General features: G+C 47.6%; 15 protein-coding genes. 7 read left to right on the plus strand and 8 right to left on the minus strand.

Translation table 11 applies throughout. The features are described from left to right. Nucleotides 1-47: 47 nt before the first annotated feature. The 5 genes from C4S60_RS07135 to C4S60_RS07155 form a co-directional block, all read right to left on the minus strand. Nucleotides 48-1,187 (minus strand): ABC transporter permease, encoded by a 1,140-nt coding sequence (locus C4S60_RS07135; RefSeq protein ID WP_103879652.1) that lies wholly within the window; start codon nt 1,185-1,187, stop codon nt 48-50. Then, entirely contained in the window at nt 1,184-2,368 is a 1,185-nt protein-coding gene (locus C4S60_RS07140) for an ABC transporter permease (protein WP_103879653.1), read from the minus strand. Before C4S60_RS07140 ends, C4S60_RS07135 begins: the two co-directional genes overlap by 4 nt. A gap of 9 nt (nt 2,369-2,377) precedes the next feature. Further along, nucleotides 2,378-3,352: an HlyD family secretion protein gene (locus C4S60_RS07145; RefSeq protein ID WP_103879654.1), complete on the minus strand. Its 975-nt coding sequence runs from the start codon at nt 3,350-3,352 to the stop codon at nt 2,378-2,380. Further along, the gene (locus tag C4S60_RS07150) at nt 3,349-4,785 is read right to left on the minus strand and encodes a TolC family protein (protein ID WP_103879655.1); all 1,437 of its coding nucleotides are present in this window, start codon (nt 4,783-4,785) and stop codon (nt 3,349-3,351) included. The genes C4S60_RS07145 and C4S60_RS07150 overlap by 4 nt, the downstream gene beginning before the upstream one ends. A gap of 210 nt (nt 4,786-4,995) precedes the next feature. Continuing rightward, nucleotides 4,996-5,235, minus strand: coding sequence for a cation transporter (locus tag C4S60_RS07155; protein WP_103879656.1), 240 nt, complete (start codon nt 5,233-5,235; stop codon nt 4,996-4,998). Nucleotides 5,236-5,646: 411 nt separating this feature from the next. Here C4S60_RS07155 and C4S60_RS07160 point away from each other — a divergent pair, with 411 nt between their 5' ends. Both C4S60_RS07160 and C4S60_RS07165 read left to right on the plus strand, forming a co-directional pair. After that, on the plus strand, nt 5,647-7,266 hold the full coding sequence (locus C4S60_RS07160) for an ATP-binding protein (RefSeq protein WP_103879657.1): 1,620 nt from the start codon (nt 5,647-5,649) through the stop codon (nt 7,264-7,266). Beyond that, entirely contained in the window at nt 7,263-7,949 is a 687-nt protein-coding gene (locus C4S60_RS07165; RefSeq protein WP_103879658.1) for a response regulator, read from the plus strand. The genes C4S60_RS07160 and C4S60_RS07165 overlap by 4 nt, the downstream gene beginning before the upstream one ends. Nucleotides 7,950-8,063: 114 nt before the next feature. Here C4S60_RS07165 and C4S60_RS07170 read toward each other — a convergent pair whose 3' ends face one another. The 3 genes from C4S60_RS07170 to C4S60_RS07180 form a co-directional block, all read right to left on the minus strand. Beyond that, the gene (locus C4S60_RS07170) at nt 8,064-9,590 is read right to left on the minus strand and encodes a tripartite tricarboxylate transporter permease (protein WP_103879659.1); all 1,527 of its coding nucleotides are present in this window, start codon (nt 9,588-9,590) and stop codon (nt 8,064-8,066) included. A gap of 9 nt (nt 9,591-9,599) precedes the next feature. Beyond that, a complete protein-coding gene (locus C4S60_RS07175; RefSeq protein ID WP_103879660.1) occupies nt 9,600-10,097 on the minus strand; it encodes a tripartite tricarboxylate transporter TctB family protein in 498 nt (165 codons plus the stop codon). Between the two features lie 212 nt (nt 10,098-10,309). After that, nucleotides 10,310-11,284, minus strand: a complete 975-nt coding sequence (locus tag C4S60_RS07180; protein WP_103879661.1) for a tripartite tricarboxylate transporter substrate binding protein — start codon at nt 11,282-11,284, stop codon at nt 10,310-10,312. Nucleotides 11,285-11,576: 292 nt separating this feature from the next. Here C4S60_RS07180 and C4S60_RS07185 point away from each other — a divergent pair, with 292 nt between their 5' ends. The 5 genes from C4S60_RS07185 to prpF all read left to right on the plus strand — a co-directional run bounded on the left by C4S60_RS07185 (nt 11,577) and on the right by prpF (nt 18,290). Further along, nucleotides 11,577-12,263, plus strand: a complete 687-nt coding sequence (locus tag C4S60_RS07185; RefSeq protein ID WP_103879662.1) for a GntR family transcriptional regulator — start codon at nt 11,577-11,579, stop codon at nt 12,261-12,263. A gap of 66 nt (nt 12,264-12,329) precedes the next feature. Next, nucleotides 12,330-13,229, plus strand: coding sequence for a methylisocitrate lyase (gene prpB, locus C4S60_RS07190; RefSeq protein WP_103879663.1), 900 nt, complete (start codon nt 12,330-12,332; stop codon nt 13,227-13,229). Between the two features lie 124 nt (nt 13,230-13,353). Beyond that, a complete protein-coding gene (prpC, locus tag C4S60_RS07195) occupies nt 13,354-14,484 on the plus strand; it encodes a bifunctional 2-methylcitrate synthase/citrate synthase (RefSeq protein WP_103879664.1) in 1,131 nt (376 codons plus the stop codon). A gap of 23 nt (nt 14,485-14,507) precedes the next feature. Then, on the plus strand, nt 14,508-17,102 hold the full coding sequence (acnD, locus tag C4S60_RS07200; protein WP_103879665.1) for a Fe/S-dependent 2-methylisocitrate dehydratase AcnD: 2,595 nt from the start codon (nt 14,508-14,510) through the stop codon (nt 17,100-17,102). A gap of 15 nt (nt 17,103-17,117) precedes the next feature. Beyond that, complete coding sequence (gene prpF / locus C4S60_RS07205) at nt 17,118-18,290, plus strand: 2-methylaconitate cis-trans isomerase PrpF (protein ID WP_103879666.1); 1,173 nt, start codon at nt 17,118-17,120, stop codon at nt 18,288-18,290. Nucleotide 18,291 lies beyond the last annotated feature (1 nt).

Below are 18,291 nucleotides of genomic sequence, written 5' to 3' on the forward strand. Positions count from 1 at the left end.
AAAAGGGTCAATGGTTAGCGCCATTGACCCTTTTTGGTTTTGTAACCCTAATCTGTGTGACTGGTTCTAAATTTGGCGAAGCTAAAGCAAGCCAGGGCACCCCAGAGCAGTGTCTGAATCCACAATTGGGTCCAAACATCACGTACTTGTGACCAGTCGGCGCCCATTTGATTCAGCTTGAGAAAGCCGTTTATGGCGGCTTGTGTGGGAAACAGTGCAGCAATCCATTGGATAGGTATCGGCAATACTTCGACAGGCCAGATAAAGCCAGCTGAGAAGATTAAAGGCATAGAACTCATCAGTACCACTACCGTAACCAGTTCTCGTCTTGGCGTAATGGCACCCAGAAAGATACCGATAAAGCACGAGGTCAATAAAAATGGCAGCATTAGTGTCAGAATGTCGCTTGCGCTGGCTAATTTACTGATGCCATACATGTCAAAGCTGGCACCGAAATAATACATTCCAAGCAGGTAATAGATGAAGACTAATACGACCGTCCTAACGGACACCACGGAGAAAACCGACTGAGAACTCCAATAGCCAGTGCCTTGTCTTTGTGTACCACCCACCAATCCTGATGCCATGGCGAGTGTTTGCTGCAAAATAAGCACAAACACAGCGGGCACAACATAGTCGACATAACCCATTCGCGGATTAAAGGTCGGTTTAGCATTGAGCTTGGTTGCTGAATACTGTTTACTCGCCAGTTCAAGCGGCACACCATCAATGACTAATTTAGCCACTTTAGCCTTGGCAGCCAGAGTACCACCTGCTTGAGCCAGGCCTTCCACTACCGTGCCGTAAACCAGAAACAGAGAGGCATCTCCTGCATAAGCCAATACCGGACTTTTGCCAAGCATGAGCTCTTTGTAGAAGTGCTCTGGGATGACCAGAAAACCTGTAATCTCGCCGTTAAGGAAGGCGTCTTTAGCTGAGTCAACGGTGTACTCTCTCTGCACAACGTTGACATTAGGGGTAGCATCCACCATACGTTCGAGTTGAAAACTGGCCTGACTCATATCGAGGTTGACGATGGCAATCGGCTGCTCTCTGGGCGTTTGCTGAATATAGGGTAGTGGATACAAAAACGAATAAAAGATAACACCACCAAATACCGTTAACACGACCACAGGGTTCGTTAGTATCGCTTTAAGTTCGAGCTTTACATGTTCAAACAGCGTCATGCAGTTAACTCCTTACTCGTGTGCTTTTTGATGAGCAACAGGGTAATAAACAGGGGCAGAAGGTAGCCAATCATAGGGAGCAAATGCGACAATGACTGAAAGGCAGTGACGCCGTAACTTGATTGACCGACCTGAACCTCGATGTAGTGACTGACCGGGAGCAAGCTACGCCAAAATAGTGCCAAAGAGCTCATGTCCGTTGCCGGAAAGGTAATCCCCATGAAGGCAAAGCTAGGGGCTGTAAAAGCACCAGCAAAGCTCATCGCTCTAGCTGCATCGCAGGTAAGGAAAAAGAACATCGCACCCATAATCATACAGGCAAGCGTAGTGACTGCCTGAGCAATTAATAACACGCTCCAACTGCCTTCCATTGGCCATTGAATGATGTCGTAGAACCAAATCAGGAAGGTCGCGCCTAATAGTAAAAACCATAGGAAATAGGGCAGAAGCGTACGAGATAGTTGAAGAAGTACCTTTTCTTTTCCGAGCCAGGAAGTGATCCCAGCGATGCGGTAGTTTGCACTCAGCACCAATACAGTCAGAGACACAATGGCAATCTGCCAGATGGCAGGAACAATCGCAGACACCAGAAACTGCGCGTAATTCAGTCCTTTGTTGAACAGCGGCGTAATTTGTGTCCTGACTGAAACGGCTTTACCCATCGCGGCGATGCTTGTCGTATCACCTTTAGCCAGTGCTTTGACAACTTCTACCTGCGCGTTGAAGGTTCCTTGTGCCTGAAGTGCTGCAGAATTGATCAAGCGCCCCACCAAAATGTACTGACTGTTATAAAACAGCGTAACCTGTGGTGGCATCGACTTGACAATCGCTTTGTCAAAGCCGTATGGAATGTAGAGTATGGCGTAGATGTCACCATCAATCATTGCTTTACGAGCTTTCGCGATGTCGTCATATTGGTGATCAACGCTGAGCATTGAGGTAGCATCATAATTTTGAGTCAGCTTTTGAGAAAGCGTACTTTTGCTGAGATCAACAACACCAATCGGTAGGTTGCTGGCGATACCTGCAGAAAAAATCCAATATATCGAAAGACATATTAAGATTGGGACCCAAGTAAGGCACGATAACAGCCATCGGTCGTGACGAAGTATGTGCCACTGACTGTGTAAATGACTTTTGGCAAGTCTCCGCTTTGCCAGAGTTTGAAAACTGTGGGGCATGGGAACGTCCTACATCTCAACCACAAGACTCATACCCATCCGCAGCGCGACATCGTCGCTTACTGGTCGCGCCTCAACCTCGAACGTGCGTAAGTCGAAGCCTTGAGTTGCGTCAGTGGAGCGCCAGGTCGCGAAGTCGCCCATCACAGCAACGTGAGTCACTCTGAATGTCACGGTCTCATCAAGCGCTGGCACGAAAGCATCAAACAGTTTTCCTTTTTCAAAGTTCATCAGATGATCTTCACGAACGTTCAGCACAGCCCAGGTGTCTTTTGTGTCGATAACAGTGACGACTGGGAAGCCCTGGGGTGCCAACTCGCCGCTGTGCAGCAGCACCTGTGAGACTTCACCGTCAAACCATGACTGAATTTGTGTATCAGCCGCATATGCTTCAACTTCCGCTACCGCACCTGCGGCCATTCTGGCTTTTTCTGCAGCGGCGATTTTTGTTTCGTTTCGGGCACCTTCTTTTGTCATTTGATACATCTGGAACGCTGCACTTTCGGTGTATTTTGCCGCTTGCCATTGAGTCAGCGCTTCGTCACGCTTCTGTTCTGCAACAACACCATCTTTGTATAGGTTGTTGACACGAAGATAGGTTTTCTCTAGCAGGGCAGCGGCCGCTTTAGCTTTTCGCCACTGATCTTCAGCGGCTTGAATTTGTTGCTGTCTTGCCCCAATTTCAGCTTCTTTAGCCAGTGCTCCGGCTGCCTTTTCGCCAGCGACAGCCTGTTCGAGTTTGGCCTCAATCTCCGGGCTGTGAATGGTGAAGATGAGTTGTCCTTCTTTCACTTCATCGCCTTTACGAACCAGTACTTTATCGATACGTCCTGGCACCTTAGAAGAGATGCTGTACTGTTGTGATTCGATCTGACCTTGAATACGGAACGGCGGCGTCTGATAAGCATCGAAGAACTTATATCCGACCCAGCCGATAACAGCGACAGTACCTAATGCCAGTAGAGTGGGTTTGACCTTGTTCATGATGCATCCTTTGTTCTGAGTTGAGCGGGTGTAACGGCGTTATGTTTATACGTAGAAAAGTTGTTCATCTCACTAGAAAGTGCGAGAAGTTTGTTCAGTGACAATAAGTACTGAAAGCTGGCAGCATCCTGCTGAGTTTTGATGCTGGCCAAATAGAGTTCAGCATCAACTACATCCAGCGAGCGGCCAAGGCCTTGTGAGAATGCTTTTTGACGCAGTTTCAGGTTTTCTTGAGCGAGGCTAATACTTGAGTTAAGGCCTTGTACTTCGTCTAAGGCTTGCTGAGCTTCAAGATAGGTTTTTTCAACCAACACACTCAGATCTTGTTTCGCTTGTCTTTTAAGAAACTGAACCTGAGATACAGCGCTGTTCGCCGCCTTCATTTGCTCACTACGCCCGGTGTTTTCAAGAAGTGGTACGCTGACACCAATGCCGACCAACCAGTCAGGTTTGAGTTGGCTGGTCAACGAGTCGCCATGGTACAGGCTGTAATCGCCGTAAGCGTAAACTTCTGGGAAATACTTACCTTTTTCCGCTTTCATCAGGCTGCTGGCCTGCTTCTCTTTAGCGTCCAGAATGGCTAAACCGGGATAGGTATCAAGTGTTTGGTCTACAAAAGCATCCAGAGGCGGCAACGTCCGGTTGATGAATAATTCATCGCGTGGCTCGACAGTTTCTGTCTGACCAAGCACTTGAGTTAACGCTGCCTGTGCAATATTCAGACTGTGTTCTACTTTCTTGCGTTCAACTACGGCTTTGTCGAGCGAGGCTTCAGCCTGCAATCGTTCGACTCGGGCAATCTGTCCCTGTTGTTCCAGTTTAATCGCAAAATCACGATGCTTGGTTAACCCTTGTTCGACCGCAAGGCGAGTGTCAACAACATTTTTAGCCAGGATAACGCTGAAATAGTATTTGCTTAGATCTTCATAACGCGCTTGAACTTCCATTGCTAACTGGCTTTGAGCTTCTTCCTTTTTGCCTTCCGCTGCTGTTTGTGCAGCAGTGATACGGCCACCCGTGAAGATCGGCCATACGGCGCGAATCGACGAGCTGAAGATATCTTTGTGTTCGATGGTGGAGGTGATTCCGCCTAAAGCACTGGCAATCTGACCCAATTCAGGGCTCACGGCACCAAGGCCTGACAAATCGGGAACGCCACTCAAACTTTCTGCAAACTGAGCTCCGCTGAGCGTAACATCCTGATCTAAGCGGGTGTAGTTGGCACCAATGGTGACTTTTGGCAGGTTGAGACTGCCGGTTGCATCTTGCAGGTGACCGTATCTTTCGACATTTGCGCGCTGTGCTGCGAGTGAGTTGTTATTTTGCTGAAGCAGTTGCCAGGCTTCATCAAATGACACATCAGCAGCGAAGGCGCTAAACGAAAGCGATCCTAGCAGTGCGCCCACAGCCAAAGGCAGGGACTTAATCTTCATGTATGCTCCAATCGAGATGTTAACGAAATTATTAGAGTATATACTCTAATAAAATGCTGTTCAATAACATAAATATAGATGGTGTTTCGATATTTACGTGGTTAACTATCTGATATTTCGAGGTCAATTTAAAATGGGAGTGAAAATCGGGTAATAAAAAAGCATCGCTAACGATGAATTAGGACGCTTTCTTGACTGGGTTTGACTTGTTCAGTCTTGAGATGGACATACATATCCGGCTCGCCACATCAAATCTTTTGACTGAAGTAACTCTTTTAGTACTTCACTTCCGGACATTTGTGGTGACGCGAATGAGACAAGTACATCCTGCTCAAACTCAGGTTTTAGCGAGTCAGTGGTTTGATAGGCCCTGACGTGGGTAAAAGTTGCTCGGCGATTTTTTGACAGCAACGCTCTATCGAGGCAAATTCCAAAACAGTCCCGTTCCATAACGACGTTCCTTCTTACGTTTTAATCTTGTTATCTGGTACGTTTGTTACTGCTTCATTCTTTATAATTATTGTGGTGTTACAAATTGGCTACAATTGATTCAGAGCCTGATTTGGCTGCTAACGCAAGAGGGACCAGAGCCTTAAAACAATTGCTGATTTAACTATACGGAAATAGTGCTGCTTTGTTCTAAAAATAAGCTAAAAGTGATGTGATCATAATCAGTATTTTGATTGCATATTCATGTAACTGACATAAAACATCATGCCCTTGTTTGAGGATTTATCATCTTGTCGGGATATCGGTCTATCCAACCGATTGAAATTTAATAGCGAGTGTCACAGTTCGGGTAGAGTATCAATGCTCGAATGTTACTGTCCTGTTACAGTGTTGGCATATAGGAGAGTCAACATGAAATGGAATCAGATAAGTTTTCGACACCGAATGCTGATCATTATGACGGTATCAGGGTTGTTGCAGTTGCTTGTCTTATCAATAGCGGGTTTCAGCTACATCAAACAGTCTCAGGAAAATGAGATGGGCCTTAAGGCACAAGGCGTTGCTACTTTTTTGGCACAGTCATCTTCTGTTATCAATATGATAGAGAATCAAACGGCACCTAGAATGCAGGAACGATTTCGCGGACTCACTGAAATGATTGGTGCGGCGTTTATCGTTATCGGCGATAAAGATGGGATAAGACTGATTCACCCTGTCGATGAGCGAATAGGCTTGCCAATGATGGGAGGTGACAACGACCTCGCTTTGGTTCATGGGCAGTCTTATGTTTCGTTTGCTGAAGGTTCGTTAGGTAAGTCCGTGCGTGGCAAGGCTGCGGTGTTTGACAAAGACGGAAATATCATTGGCGTTGTCTCCGTGGGTTATCTGCTCGATAGGCTCCAGGATCGCATTGAACCTTATCTGGCTTTTTTACTGGGTATGGCCATCTTGGTGTTAGCCGCTAACGCGGTTGTATCAAACTTCATTTCTCGACGATTTCAAAGAGCGCTTTTGGGTTTTGAGCCAGAAGAAATTGGCCGACTTTACAGTGAACTGGATGTCACCATGAGTACGATTAAAGAAGGGGTTATCAGTATTGACTCCAATGGTGTGCTCAGATCTATCAACACCAGTGCATGTGAGATTTTAGGGCTTGAGAAAGCCAAAGTGATGAATCGTCCACTTACTCAGGTACTACCCAATTCGGATTTGCAGTCTCTGATACAGAGTCAGGAAGTCGATCATGATATTGAGCTTTACTTGAATCAGCAACGCATCGTTGCTAACCGAAGCCCGATCTTAGTCGATGGAAAGGTCGTGGGTGCAGTATCGAGTTTTCGATTGAGAGATGAAATCAGTGAATTGACCGAACAGCTTTCGCAAACTAAAGCCTATGCAGAGATGCTGCGCTCACAAACTCATGAACATAGGAATAAGCTCAATACGATCAGCGGACTGGTACAAATGGGGGAGCTTGACGCGGTTCAGAGTTTGATTGGACAAGAAACGGCCCACTATCAAACTCTGATTGAGTTCTTACGCGAGACCATCAAAGACCCATTGATCGCAGGTATGCTTTTGGGCAAGACAGAGCGGGCAAGAGAGCTCGGGCTTACGCTTCATGTGGATGATGAGTCTCGCCTGGAGCCCTTGTCCAAAGAAATCAATGCCGATGATCTTGTGACTATTTTGGGTAATTTAATCGATAACGCCTTTGAAGCCACACTGTCAGCGATTAAGCAGGTACCTAATGACCGGATGGATATTGCACAAGTCGAGGTTTCGTTAAGTGATTTTGGTAATGAGATCATTCTAGAAGTTATAGATAAAGGATGCGGCTTGCCTAAGCACCTGGATGTTGCTTCCCTTACAAAAAGGGGTGTGTCTAGCAAAGCACAATTTAATCGTGGCGTCGGGTTGTTTTTGGTTAAGCAGTTGACAGAAAGATACCAGGGACAGTTTGAGATGGTAGATAATAAGGAAAGAGGAACACGGGTGACTGTTTATATTCCTAAGGATGGACTGGCATGAATGACTTAACGAGAGTCATGATAATAGAAGACGATCTTAAGATCGCGGAGCTACATCGACGTTACCTCGAGCAGATGGGGGGATTTGAGGTGGTAGGTATTGCAACTTCGAAAGTCGAAGCGGAGATGCAGCTCGAAGTCCTTGAGCCAGAATTGGTGTTACTTGACGTTTATCTGCCAGATGGGACCGGCATTGAAATACTTGCACGCTTACGAAGCTTGAATCAGCAATGTGACGTTATTTTAATTACCGCAGCCCGAGACGTGGAAACGTTGCAGCAGGCGATGCGCGGTGGTGTAATTGATTACCTTCTAAAGCCGGTGATGTTCCCCAGACTGGAAGCAGCATTAAAAAAATATCAGAAACGTACCGAACAACTGCATCATGCTGATGGTCTCGACCAGTCACTCGTTGATGAAATGATGCAGTCTGCGGCGGCAGAAAAATCAGCAGAAGTACGTTTACCGAAAGGGATTGATGGTGTCACGCTTGAGAAGATTAGAGCGTTGTTTCGCGAAGATAAACCGTATACAGCAGATGAAGCGGGCGAAAATATCGGCGCAAGCCGAACCACCGCCAGACGCTATTTGGAGTTTCTGATAAGCATTGGTGAGCTGGAAGCAGATGTGAACTACGGTACGGTCGGGCGCCCAGAACGGTGTTATTGCCGGGTGAAACGCTAACTTTCTGAGTTGTAAACCTCGTTGGAGGTTTGTCTGCAAACTTGTTATCCAAGGAAAAAAAGCCGCTCCAATAAATAGGAGCGGCTTTCTATATTTTAGTGGAACCATTACGGATTAAGATTCAACTTTTTTGGGTTGGTTGAAGCACTTTTTTATCAGTGAGATCAATGCCGGGCCCACCAAAACCATGATTGCCAATACGGTAAATGTAAGGGTAATTGGGCGCTCCCAAAGGAAGCTAAGCTCTCCATCACTTATCATCAATGCACGTCTCAGGTTTTCTTCCATCAGTCCACCCAGAATGAAACCGAGCAGTAACGGCGCCAGAGGGAAATTCGCCAGCCGGAGGGCGATAGCTCCCATTGCAATGAGCAGCATGATAAAGACATCCATGGTATTGAACGACACCAGATAAACCCCCGTAATTGAGAAAAACAGGATCATCGGTAACAGCACGGTTCTTGGTACCGCCAACAACTTCGAAATATATGGAATCAGCGGCAAGTTAAGTATAACGAGCACAATGTTGCCAAAATACATGGAAATGATGACTGACCAGAAGACGTCCGGATGTTCGACAAAAAGACGTGGTCCCGGTTGAATACCATAGGCAATTAAGGCACCAAGCATGATGGCCGTTGTTCCTGAGCCAGGAATGCCAAGTGTCAATAGTGGAACAAACGATCCGCTTGACGCAGCGTTGTTTGCCGATTCAGGTGCTACAAGACCTCGGATACTCCCTTTACCAAATTCCTCTTTCTTTTCTTTTGGAGCCAGATTTCGCTCCATACCGTAGGAAAGGAAAGCGGCAATTGTTGCTCCGGCACCAGGAAGAACACCAGTAAAGAAGCCCAGAATGGATGAGCGGATAGAGACAGGTGCGACTTCTTTGATCTCTTCTTTGGTGATCTTCATGCTGCCAATGTCACTGAGTTTCTTTTGCTCGTCGCCACGGGTATCTTTTTCGGGTTTAAGGATCCCCATTAATGTCTCACCCAGTGCAAAGGTTGCCATAGCAAGCAGTAAAAAGCTGAAACCATCCATAAGGTCGGTGAGTCCGAACGTGAATCGCTCAACACCGACACCCTTATCGATACCAACGGTCGATAGCATCAGGCCGAGTACGGTCATCATCCATGCTTTGATGACTTGCCCTTTACCTGCGAACGCGGCTACAGCTGACAAACCTAAAAGCATCAGAGCGAAGTAATCAGAAGACTGAAAACTCAACGAAACTTTTGCCAGAGCTGGAGCTGCAAACAATAACATGATGGCAGATAACGTGCCGCCAGTGAACGAGGAATAGGCGGCGAGAGCGAGTGCTCGGCCCGCCTGGCCTTTTTGCGCCATTGGGTAGCCATCGAACGCTGTAACAACGGTTGATGAGCAGCCTGGAGCGTTAATTAGGATTGATGATGTAGAACCACCAAATACGGCACCATAGTAAACGCCCGCCATAAGAATGAGGCCCGAAGAGGGTTCAAGACCGTAGGTAATGGGGATCATCAGCGCTATGGCGGATATGGGGCCAAGCCCTGGTAACATGCCAATGAAAGTACCCACAAAACAACCAACGACCACCATCATGATGTTCATTGGCATAATAGCCGTGGAGAGCCCTTGTAAAATTCCGTCTAACATAATGGCATCCTACCAAATAGTGAATATCAGGCCAGGCTCCAGATAAATATCTAGCCCCTGCGTAAGCATGAGATAAAAAGCGAGTACAAAAGGAAATGACGCACCAAATAGAACGCGCTTGCGACGTTCACCCAGCATGTAAAATCCGGCCATCAGGAAGAATCCTGTCGCCAGTACGAACCCAAGGTAGGTCAGTCCGATACCATACGCCGCCATCAGTACGAGAAACCCAATCAACAACTTCCAGTTGAAATCAACGACTGCACCACTTTTTACATCAGGCTGGCCTGTTATAAGAAGTAAGACAGCAAGGCCAATACCAACAAAAGTCAGTATGGTTGGCAGGGTTCGGGCAGTAAATGGTTCATACTCATCCCCGGGGAACATAGGGATTAACGATGTCTGGTATCCATAACATAAGCACAGGATCAAAAATATCATCGCACCTACACGATCACGTGAAAGCAAATTTTCTTTCGTGAACAGCTTAGAGGTGAAATCTGACATAACTCACTCCAGATTAGCAAAAGAGAAAAGGCCGTATACAAGGGGTCGATGAGCGGCGACCAAATGGATAATGAACTAAGGACACAGTCGTTTTATCCAATAAACAAAGGAGTACTGCTATTGGCAATGACAGAAATTGGCACTTTCGCCATTGCGTCTCATACACGGCAAAGATGGTGAATAGAGGGGGAAAGCTTCCCCCTTTTTCGGCACTACTGGTTTAGGAATCCAAGTTCAGTCATGAGCGCACCCATTTGCTTTTCTTGGTCTTCAAGGAACTTATAGAAGTCCTTATCCGCTTTGTAGTTATCGATCCAACCATTGCGGTCACGGACTACAGCCCACTCTTCAGTGGTGTACATCTTAGTTAGAGCTTCATTCCACTCTTTGACTTTTTCTTCGCTCGCACCAGGCGCTGCGAAGAAACCACGCCAGTTGGCAAATACGGTTTCATTGCCATACTCGGTTAGTGTTGGAATATCAGGTGCAGCGTCAAGACGTTTAGGTGCGGTGACCGCTAGTACTTTCACCTGTCCCGCTTTGGACATTTCTAGTACTTCACCTAAGCCAGTTGATAACAGCTGTGTTTCGCCTGATAGCAACGCCGCCATGGCTTTACCACCTGCATCGTAAGCGATGTAACGAACCTTTTTAGCATCGAAGCCTTCACCTTTAAACGCTGCGGCAACAACTAGGTGGTCCATACTACCGCGAGCGGAGCCGCCGGCAATTTTTACTTTTCGTGGGTTTTCTTTGAAGTCAGCGACCACGTCTTCCCAAGTGTTATAGGGCGAGTCAGCTGGAGCAACAATCGCACCATAGTCTGCAATGGTCGCAGCAACAGGCGTCAAGTCGCGGAATGACTGAGGGAATACTCCCGTTAGTGAGCGAACAACAATGGGTGTCGAATTTACCATTAGCGTGTCTTCTTGGCGTTCAGCTGTTTCAATCAGGTGTGCGATTGCTTTACCGCCGCCACCGCCAGACAGGTTCTGGAAAGAGACATTGTCGACAATGTCCGCTTTAACCAGTACATCACCCGTTCCACGTGCGGTCATATCCCAACCACCACCAGCGCCGCCAGGGATTAGGAAATGGATTTTCTCAATATCTGCCGCGTAGCTGCCAAATGAGAGAGTGGCTGTAACGATAGATGCCGCAAGGGTAGGTTTTAGTGCCTTAAACATGTTCACGTTCCTTATGTTGACTTTATTGTCTGCCGGCTAGAGGGGCCAGCTTGACCTCTATGGGTTAGCTAAAGGTTACGCAGTTGTTACAAGGTCATCAATAAAGCGCAGATATTGAGGATAAAGAGCATAGGGTGAATTTTGTTCATATTGTTCACGCCAGGTTGCTTGGCTTAGACATTAGTATATATTGTCGACAATTAAGTTGATTAATTGTTATTTGGTTGCTTAAATAGTGTTTATTGAATGGGCATTGTCAACAATGTGCTAAGTTTTAAAGGTAAGTAGCTATATGAATGTACAAATAGCGGTTGAGGAAACGGTGTTATTAAAAGAGGGCACAAAATCAGAAAATTTAACAGAACGGCTGATTGAAGAGATTGTCGAAGGTCGAATCGAGTCGGGTAGTAAAATTTCTGAACCAGAACTGGCGAAACGATTTGAAGTCAGTCGTGGTCCACTGAGAGAAGCCATCATGAGACTGGAAGGGTTAGGCTTAATTGAGCGCATTCCTCACGTTGGTGCCAGAGTAATCACATTATCACAACAAAAGTTAGTGGAGTTGTACTCCGTTCGTGAAGCGCTGGAGGGGATGGCGGCTCGTCTGGCGGCAAAACATATATGCGATGAGGAAGTTGCGGAGTTGGAGAAGCTACTAGGCCGACACTCCGAGCACATCGATGAAGTTGAAGGTGCCTCCTATTTTCACCAGCATGGTGATTTTGACTTTCACTATCGAATTATCAAGGCCAGTCAAAATAGCCAGTTAATACATCTGCTATGCAATGAACTGTACCACCTTTTGCGAATGTACCGATATCAGTCGCCAAGAACACAATCTCGCCCTGAATCAGCATTGAAGGAGCATTTGTTTATTCTGGATGCGATAAAAAACAAAGATGAAGAATTGGCAGAGCTACTGATGAGACGTCATATCTCGAGAAGTAAGGCTCTGATTGAAAAGAATTTGGATAGTTAATCAACTCATTATGGGCACTTAAGAGCAATCAAATTGAGTGTTCATTGGATAGACAAGGAGACAAGAATGTCAGTATCCCCAGGTCAATTATTTCGTGACGCCGTCACCAATAGCAATCCTCTACAGGTTGTGGGTACGGTGAATCCCTATTGCGCGATGATGGCGAAGAATGTGGGCCATCAGGCCATTTACCTATCCGGGGGTGGGATTGCTAATGCCTCATACGGTCTGCCGGATTTGGGTATTACTACCCTTAACGATGTACTGGTGGATGTGGACCGCATAACGAATGCCTGTGATTTGCCTTTACTGGTCGATATCGATACAGGTTTTGGTGGTGTTTTTAATATTGCTCGCACCATTAAGGCAATGGAGAAAGCAGGAGCAGCGGCAGTACATATAGAGGATCAGGTTGCTCAGAAGCGATGCGGTCACCGGCCCAACAAAGCAATTGTAAGCCAGCAGGAAATGGTAGACCGGGTTAAAGCCGCTGTTGACGCCAGATTAGATGATCAATTTGTCGTGATGGCACGAACCGATGCCCTGGCGGTAGAGGGAATGGACAAAGCGATTGAGCGCGCGATAGCGTGCGTTCAAGCTGGGGCCGATATGATATTTCCGGAGGCAATGACGTCATTAGAGCACTACAGGCAGTTCAAACATGCCTTAGCAGATGCGACAGGAAAGGACGTACCAATCCTTGCCAATATTACCGAGTTTGGCCAGACACCACTCTTTGGTTGCGAAGAACTTGCCAGTGTTGGCGTCGACATGGTGCTGTATCCGTTGTCAGCGTTCCGGGCAATGAACAAAGCGGCGGAGAATGTGTATCAGCACCTCCTTGATGTTGGTAATCAGGAAGCGCTGACGGCACAAATGCAGACACGTGCTGAGCTCTATCAACATCTTAACTACCATAGCTACGAAGACAAACTGGATCAGCTGTTTGCTGAGAACAAATCCTAATTGCTTCGTCAGTGTGTTTACAGTGAAGCCTGGGAAACCCATTAAACAGTTAACAAATCATCCAATAACGTGAAACCGCACAAAAAAGACCCATGAAGGGCGTAATGCGGAAAAGGAGTTCAAAATGCCAAATTCAGCCATAGGTGGCGCCGGTCTGCGAGGCCAAAGCGCAGGTACAACGTCTTTGTGTACCGTCGGTAAGTCAGGAACAGGGCTGACTTATCGCGGATACGACATTACTGACTTGGCCAATAATGCTCAGTTTGAAGAAGTGGCTCACTTGCTGTTACGCGGTCACTTGCCGAACCAAAAAGAACTGGACCAATATAAGACGATTCTTGTTGGGCTACGTGGGCTTCCAGAGCCACTCAAGAAAGCGCTAGAGCTTATTCCTGCAGATGCTCATCCGATGGATGTGATGCGAACAGGGTGTTCGGTGTTAGGTAACCTTGAGCAGGAACATGATTTTTCTCAGCAGCAGCAAGCTACCGAAAGAATGTTGGCGCTATTCCCTGCCATCATCTGTTACTGGTACCGCTATAGTCATGATGGCGTTCGCATTGATACGACTGATCAGTCTGAGGATTGTATCGGTGGTTACTTCTTAAAAATGCTAACGGACACAGCGCCTTCAGAGTTACATAAGAAAGTGATGCATTGTTCACTCATCTTGTACGCAGAACATGAGTTTAACGCTTCTACCTTTGCTGCCCGGGTCTGCGCCTCGACGCTGTCGGATATTCATTCTTGTGTCACCGCCGCCATAGGTACATTGCGAGGGCCGCTACATGGTGGTGCCAATGAAGCGGCTATGGAAATGATTCAGGATTGGCGAACGGCTGACGAAGCGGAAAGCCATATTCTGAAAATGTTAGCTAATAAAGACAAAATCATGGGCTTTGGGCACGCCATATATCGTGAAAATGACCCAAGAAATGCTTTGATTAAGCGTTGGTCGAAAGAATTGTCTGCAGCGGTGGGTGATACCTATCTTTACGATGTCTCTGAACGCGTTGAAGCAGTAATGAAGCGAGAAAAAGGGCTGTTCTGTAATGCCGACTTTTTCCACGCTTCGGCGTACCAATTTATGGACATCCCAACCAAGCTGTTTACGCCCATTTTTGTTATGAGTCGTTTAACTGGCTGGGCGGCTCACGTCTATGAGCAACGCGCAAACAACAGAATCATAAGACCTAGTGCGGATTACGATGGCCCGGATGCGAGAGCATGGACGCCGATCGAAGAGCGAGAATAGCCGGTATTACAAAGGACGTGATCATGTCTAATCAACAAAACAATTATCAGTACCGTAAACCTTTGCCGGGAACGAGCCTCGATTATTTCGATACTCGTTCGGCGGTAAATGATGTCGAGCAGGGCGCGTATGAGCGCCTGCCATATACGTCACGCGTGTTAGCCGAGAATCTGGTACGCCGCTGCGACCCATCAGAGTTGACCGCTTGTTTGGCGCAACTCATCTATCGCAAACGAGATAAAGACTTTCCCTGGTATCCGGCTCGCGTTGTGTGTCACGACATCCTGGGACAGACGGCGCTTGTCGACCTTGCGGGTCTTCGTGATGCGATTGCAAAAGAGGGCGGCGACCCGTCCAGTGTGAATCCGGTGGTAGAAACGCAATTGATTGTCGATCATTCTCTGGCAGTGGAACATGCCGGGTTTGAAGACGGTGCATTCGAGAAAAATCGAGCCATTGAAGAGCGCCGTAATGAAGACCGCTTTCATTTTATCGAATGGTGTAAAACCGCATTTGAGAATGTCAGTGTTGTTCCTGCCGGGAATGGCATTATGCACCAAATCAATCTGGAGAAGCTTTCTCCGGTAGTTCAGGCGCAAAACGGTGTAGCCTTTCCCGATACGTGCGTCGGTACCGATAGCCATACCCCGCATGTGGATGCGTTAGGGGTGATCGCCATTGGTGTCGGCGGTTTAGAAGCCGAGACGGTGATGTTGGGCCGCCCATCGATGATGCGACTACCTGACATTGTGGGTGTGCGTCTAATCGGCGAACGACAGCCGGGTATCACTGCGACCGACATTGTGTTGGCTTTGACTGAGTTCTTGCGAGCTGAACGTGTGGTATCGAGCTATCTTGAGTTCTTTGGCGAGGGCACTAAGGGACTGACCATTGGTGACAGAGCGACCATCTCAAATATGACGCCGGAGTATGGTGCTTCGGCAGGGATGTTCTACATCGATGAGCAGACCATTAATTACCTCAAGCTTACCGGCAGGGATGATGAGCAGGTAAAACTGGTCGAAACCTATGCCAGACACACCGGACTTTGGGCTGACGATCTCCAGCATGCTGACTATGAACGTGTGTTGGAATTTGACCTCTCTCAGGTAGAACGAACATTAGCTGGCCCATCCAATCCACATCGACGTCTGCCAACCGCGCAGCTACACGAACAGGGGATTGCGGGTGAGTGGCAACAAAATGAAGGCGAAATGCCGGATGGTGCGGTAATCATTGCCGCCATTACTTCTTGTACCAATACCAGTAATCCACGCAATGTTGTAGCTGCGGGACTTATTGCTAAGAAAGCCAATGAACTTGGATTGGTTCGTAAACCCTGGGTGAAGTCCTCATTTGCGCCAGGCTCGAAAGTGGCCAAGTTGTATCTCGAAGAAGCTGGCCTCTTACCCGAGTTAGAACAACTGGGCTTTGGTATTGTGGCCTACGCCTGCACAACCTGTAACGGAATGAGCGGTGCATTGGATCCGAAGATACAGCAAGAAATAGTGGACAGAGATCTGTACACAACCGCTGTTTTGTCGGGAAACCGTAACTTTGACGGGCGTATACACCCTTATGCAAAGCAGGCTTTTCTCGCGTCTCCACCCCTTGTCGTCGCATACGCCATTGCGGGCACGATTCGTTTTGATATCGAGCGTGACGCGCTGGGTACTGATAGCAGTGGCAATCCTATTTATTTAAACGATATCTGGCCTTCAGATAGCGAAATAGACGAAGTGGTAAACAAACACGTCAAGCCTGAACAGTTCAATCAGATTTACATTCAGATGTTTAAACTTGAAGACAATAAGCGGGTCAGCAATCCGTTATATGACTGGCGTGAGAAAAGTACCTACATTCGCCGACCACCATATTGGGAAGGCGCGCTGAAAGGGGAGCGCACGCTTAAAGGAATGCGACCTCTGGCGGTTCTTGGAGACAACATTACTACGGACCACTTATCCCCTTCGAATGCGATTCTCGCGTCTAGTGCTGCCGGCGAATATCTGACCAGCATGGGAGTTCCGGAAGAGGATTATAACTCTTACGCCACTCATCGCGGTGATCACTTAACTGCTCAGCGCGCCACTTTTGCTAATCCTAAGTTGTTCAATGAAATGGTGAAACAGGACGGCGAGGTGGTACAGGGTTCACTCGCCAGGGTAGAACCAGAAGGCACGGTGACCAGAATGTGGGAAGCGATAGAAACCTACATGGAAAGAAAACAGCCTCTGATTATTGTGGCTGGTGCCGACTATGGACAGGGGTCGTCCAGAGACTGGGCGGCAAAAGGGGTTCGTCTCGCCGGAGTAGAAGCAATCGTCGCCGAAGGATTTGAACGCATTCATCGCACGAATTTAGTCGGGATGGGTGTATTACCGTTGCAGTTTAAACCGGGTGTTAATCGTAACACCTTAGGTCTGGATGGCTCTGAAACCTATGACGTAGTAGGAGAGATAAATCCGGGCTGTGATCTTGCTTTGGTCGTGACTCGGGCATCTGGGGAAAAAATAGATATCGCGGTTACCTGTCGTCTTGATACTGCTGACGAGGTGAGCGTCTATTCTGCCGGCGGTGTACTGCAGCGTTTCGCTCAGGATTTTCTGGCGCAGTAACTGGAGGGAATAAAGATGAAACAAATGAAAATTCCCGCTACTTACATGCGTGGAGGTACCAGTAAAGGGGTGTTCTTTAGTTTGCAGGATTTGCCTAAAGAAGCAAAGCAACCGGGCCCCGCTCGTGACAAGCTGTTGATGCGCGTGATCGGCAGCCCGGACCCTTATGCCAAACAGATTGATGGCATGGGAGGGGCGACATCCAGTACCAGCAAAACGGTGATTGTCTCTAAAAGCGAAAAAGAAGGTCATGACATAGACTATCTGTTCGGCCAGGTGTCAATCGATAAGGCGTTTGTCGACTGGAGTGGAAACTGCGGTAACCTCTCTGCTGCAGTGGGTCCTTTTGCGGTACACAGTGGGCTCATCGATGCGGAGAAGCTTCCAGTGAACGGGATTGCTGAGATTACCATCTGGCAGGGTAATATTGGCAAGACCATTATTGCCAAGGTTCCCATGGTTGATGGCGAAGTCCAGGAATTGGGTGACTTCGAGCTGGATGGTGTGACGTTTCCGGCTGCTGAAATCAGTGTGGAATTTGTTGACCCAAGTGACAGTTCAGGATCCATGTTTCCAACCGGAAATCTGGTGGATGATCTTAATGTCCCCGATGTTGGTACTTTCAACGCAACCCTCATCAACGCCGGTATCCCAACGATTTTTATTGATGCTACTGAGTTGGGACTCAAAGGGACTGAACTTCAGGAGCAGATCAACGGCGATCAGAACTGGCTGAACAAGTTTGAAACGATTCGAGCTCATGGTGCAATGAAAATGGGGCTAATTGATTCGTTGGAACAAGCCGCAACCCGTCAACACACTCCTAAGGTCGCGTTTGTTTCCAAACCCAAAGACTACCAATCATCCAGTGACAAGCCGATCCAAGCGGAGGACGTAGACCTTCTCGTTCGCGCTATGTCTATGGGGCAGCTTCATCATGCAATGATGGGGACGGCTGCCGTTGCCATTGCTTGCGCTGCAAGCGTTGAGGGAACGATTGTGAACCTCGCGGCTGGAGGAGGAGAAAGAGACACTGTCACGTTTGGCCATCCTTCTGGCATTTTGAAGGTTGGGGCCATTGCCTCGAAAACGGAAACTGGCTGGGCTGTAGAGAAAGCCATTATGAGTCGAAGCGCTAGAATCCTTATGGAAGGTTGGGTTCGTGTGCCTTCGGGAACTATGAACTAAA

The sequence above is a fragment of the Vibrio hangzhouensis genome (genome assembly GCF_900107935.1).
GTDB lineage: Bacteria > Pseudomonadota > Gammaproteobacteria > Enterobacterales > Vibrionaceae > Vibrio > Vibrio hangzhouensis.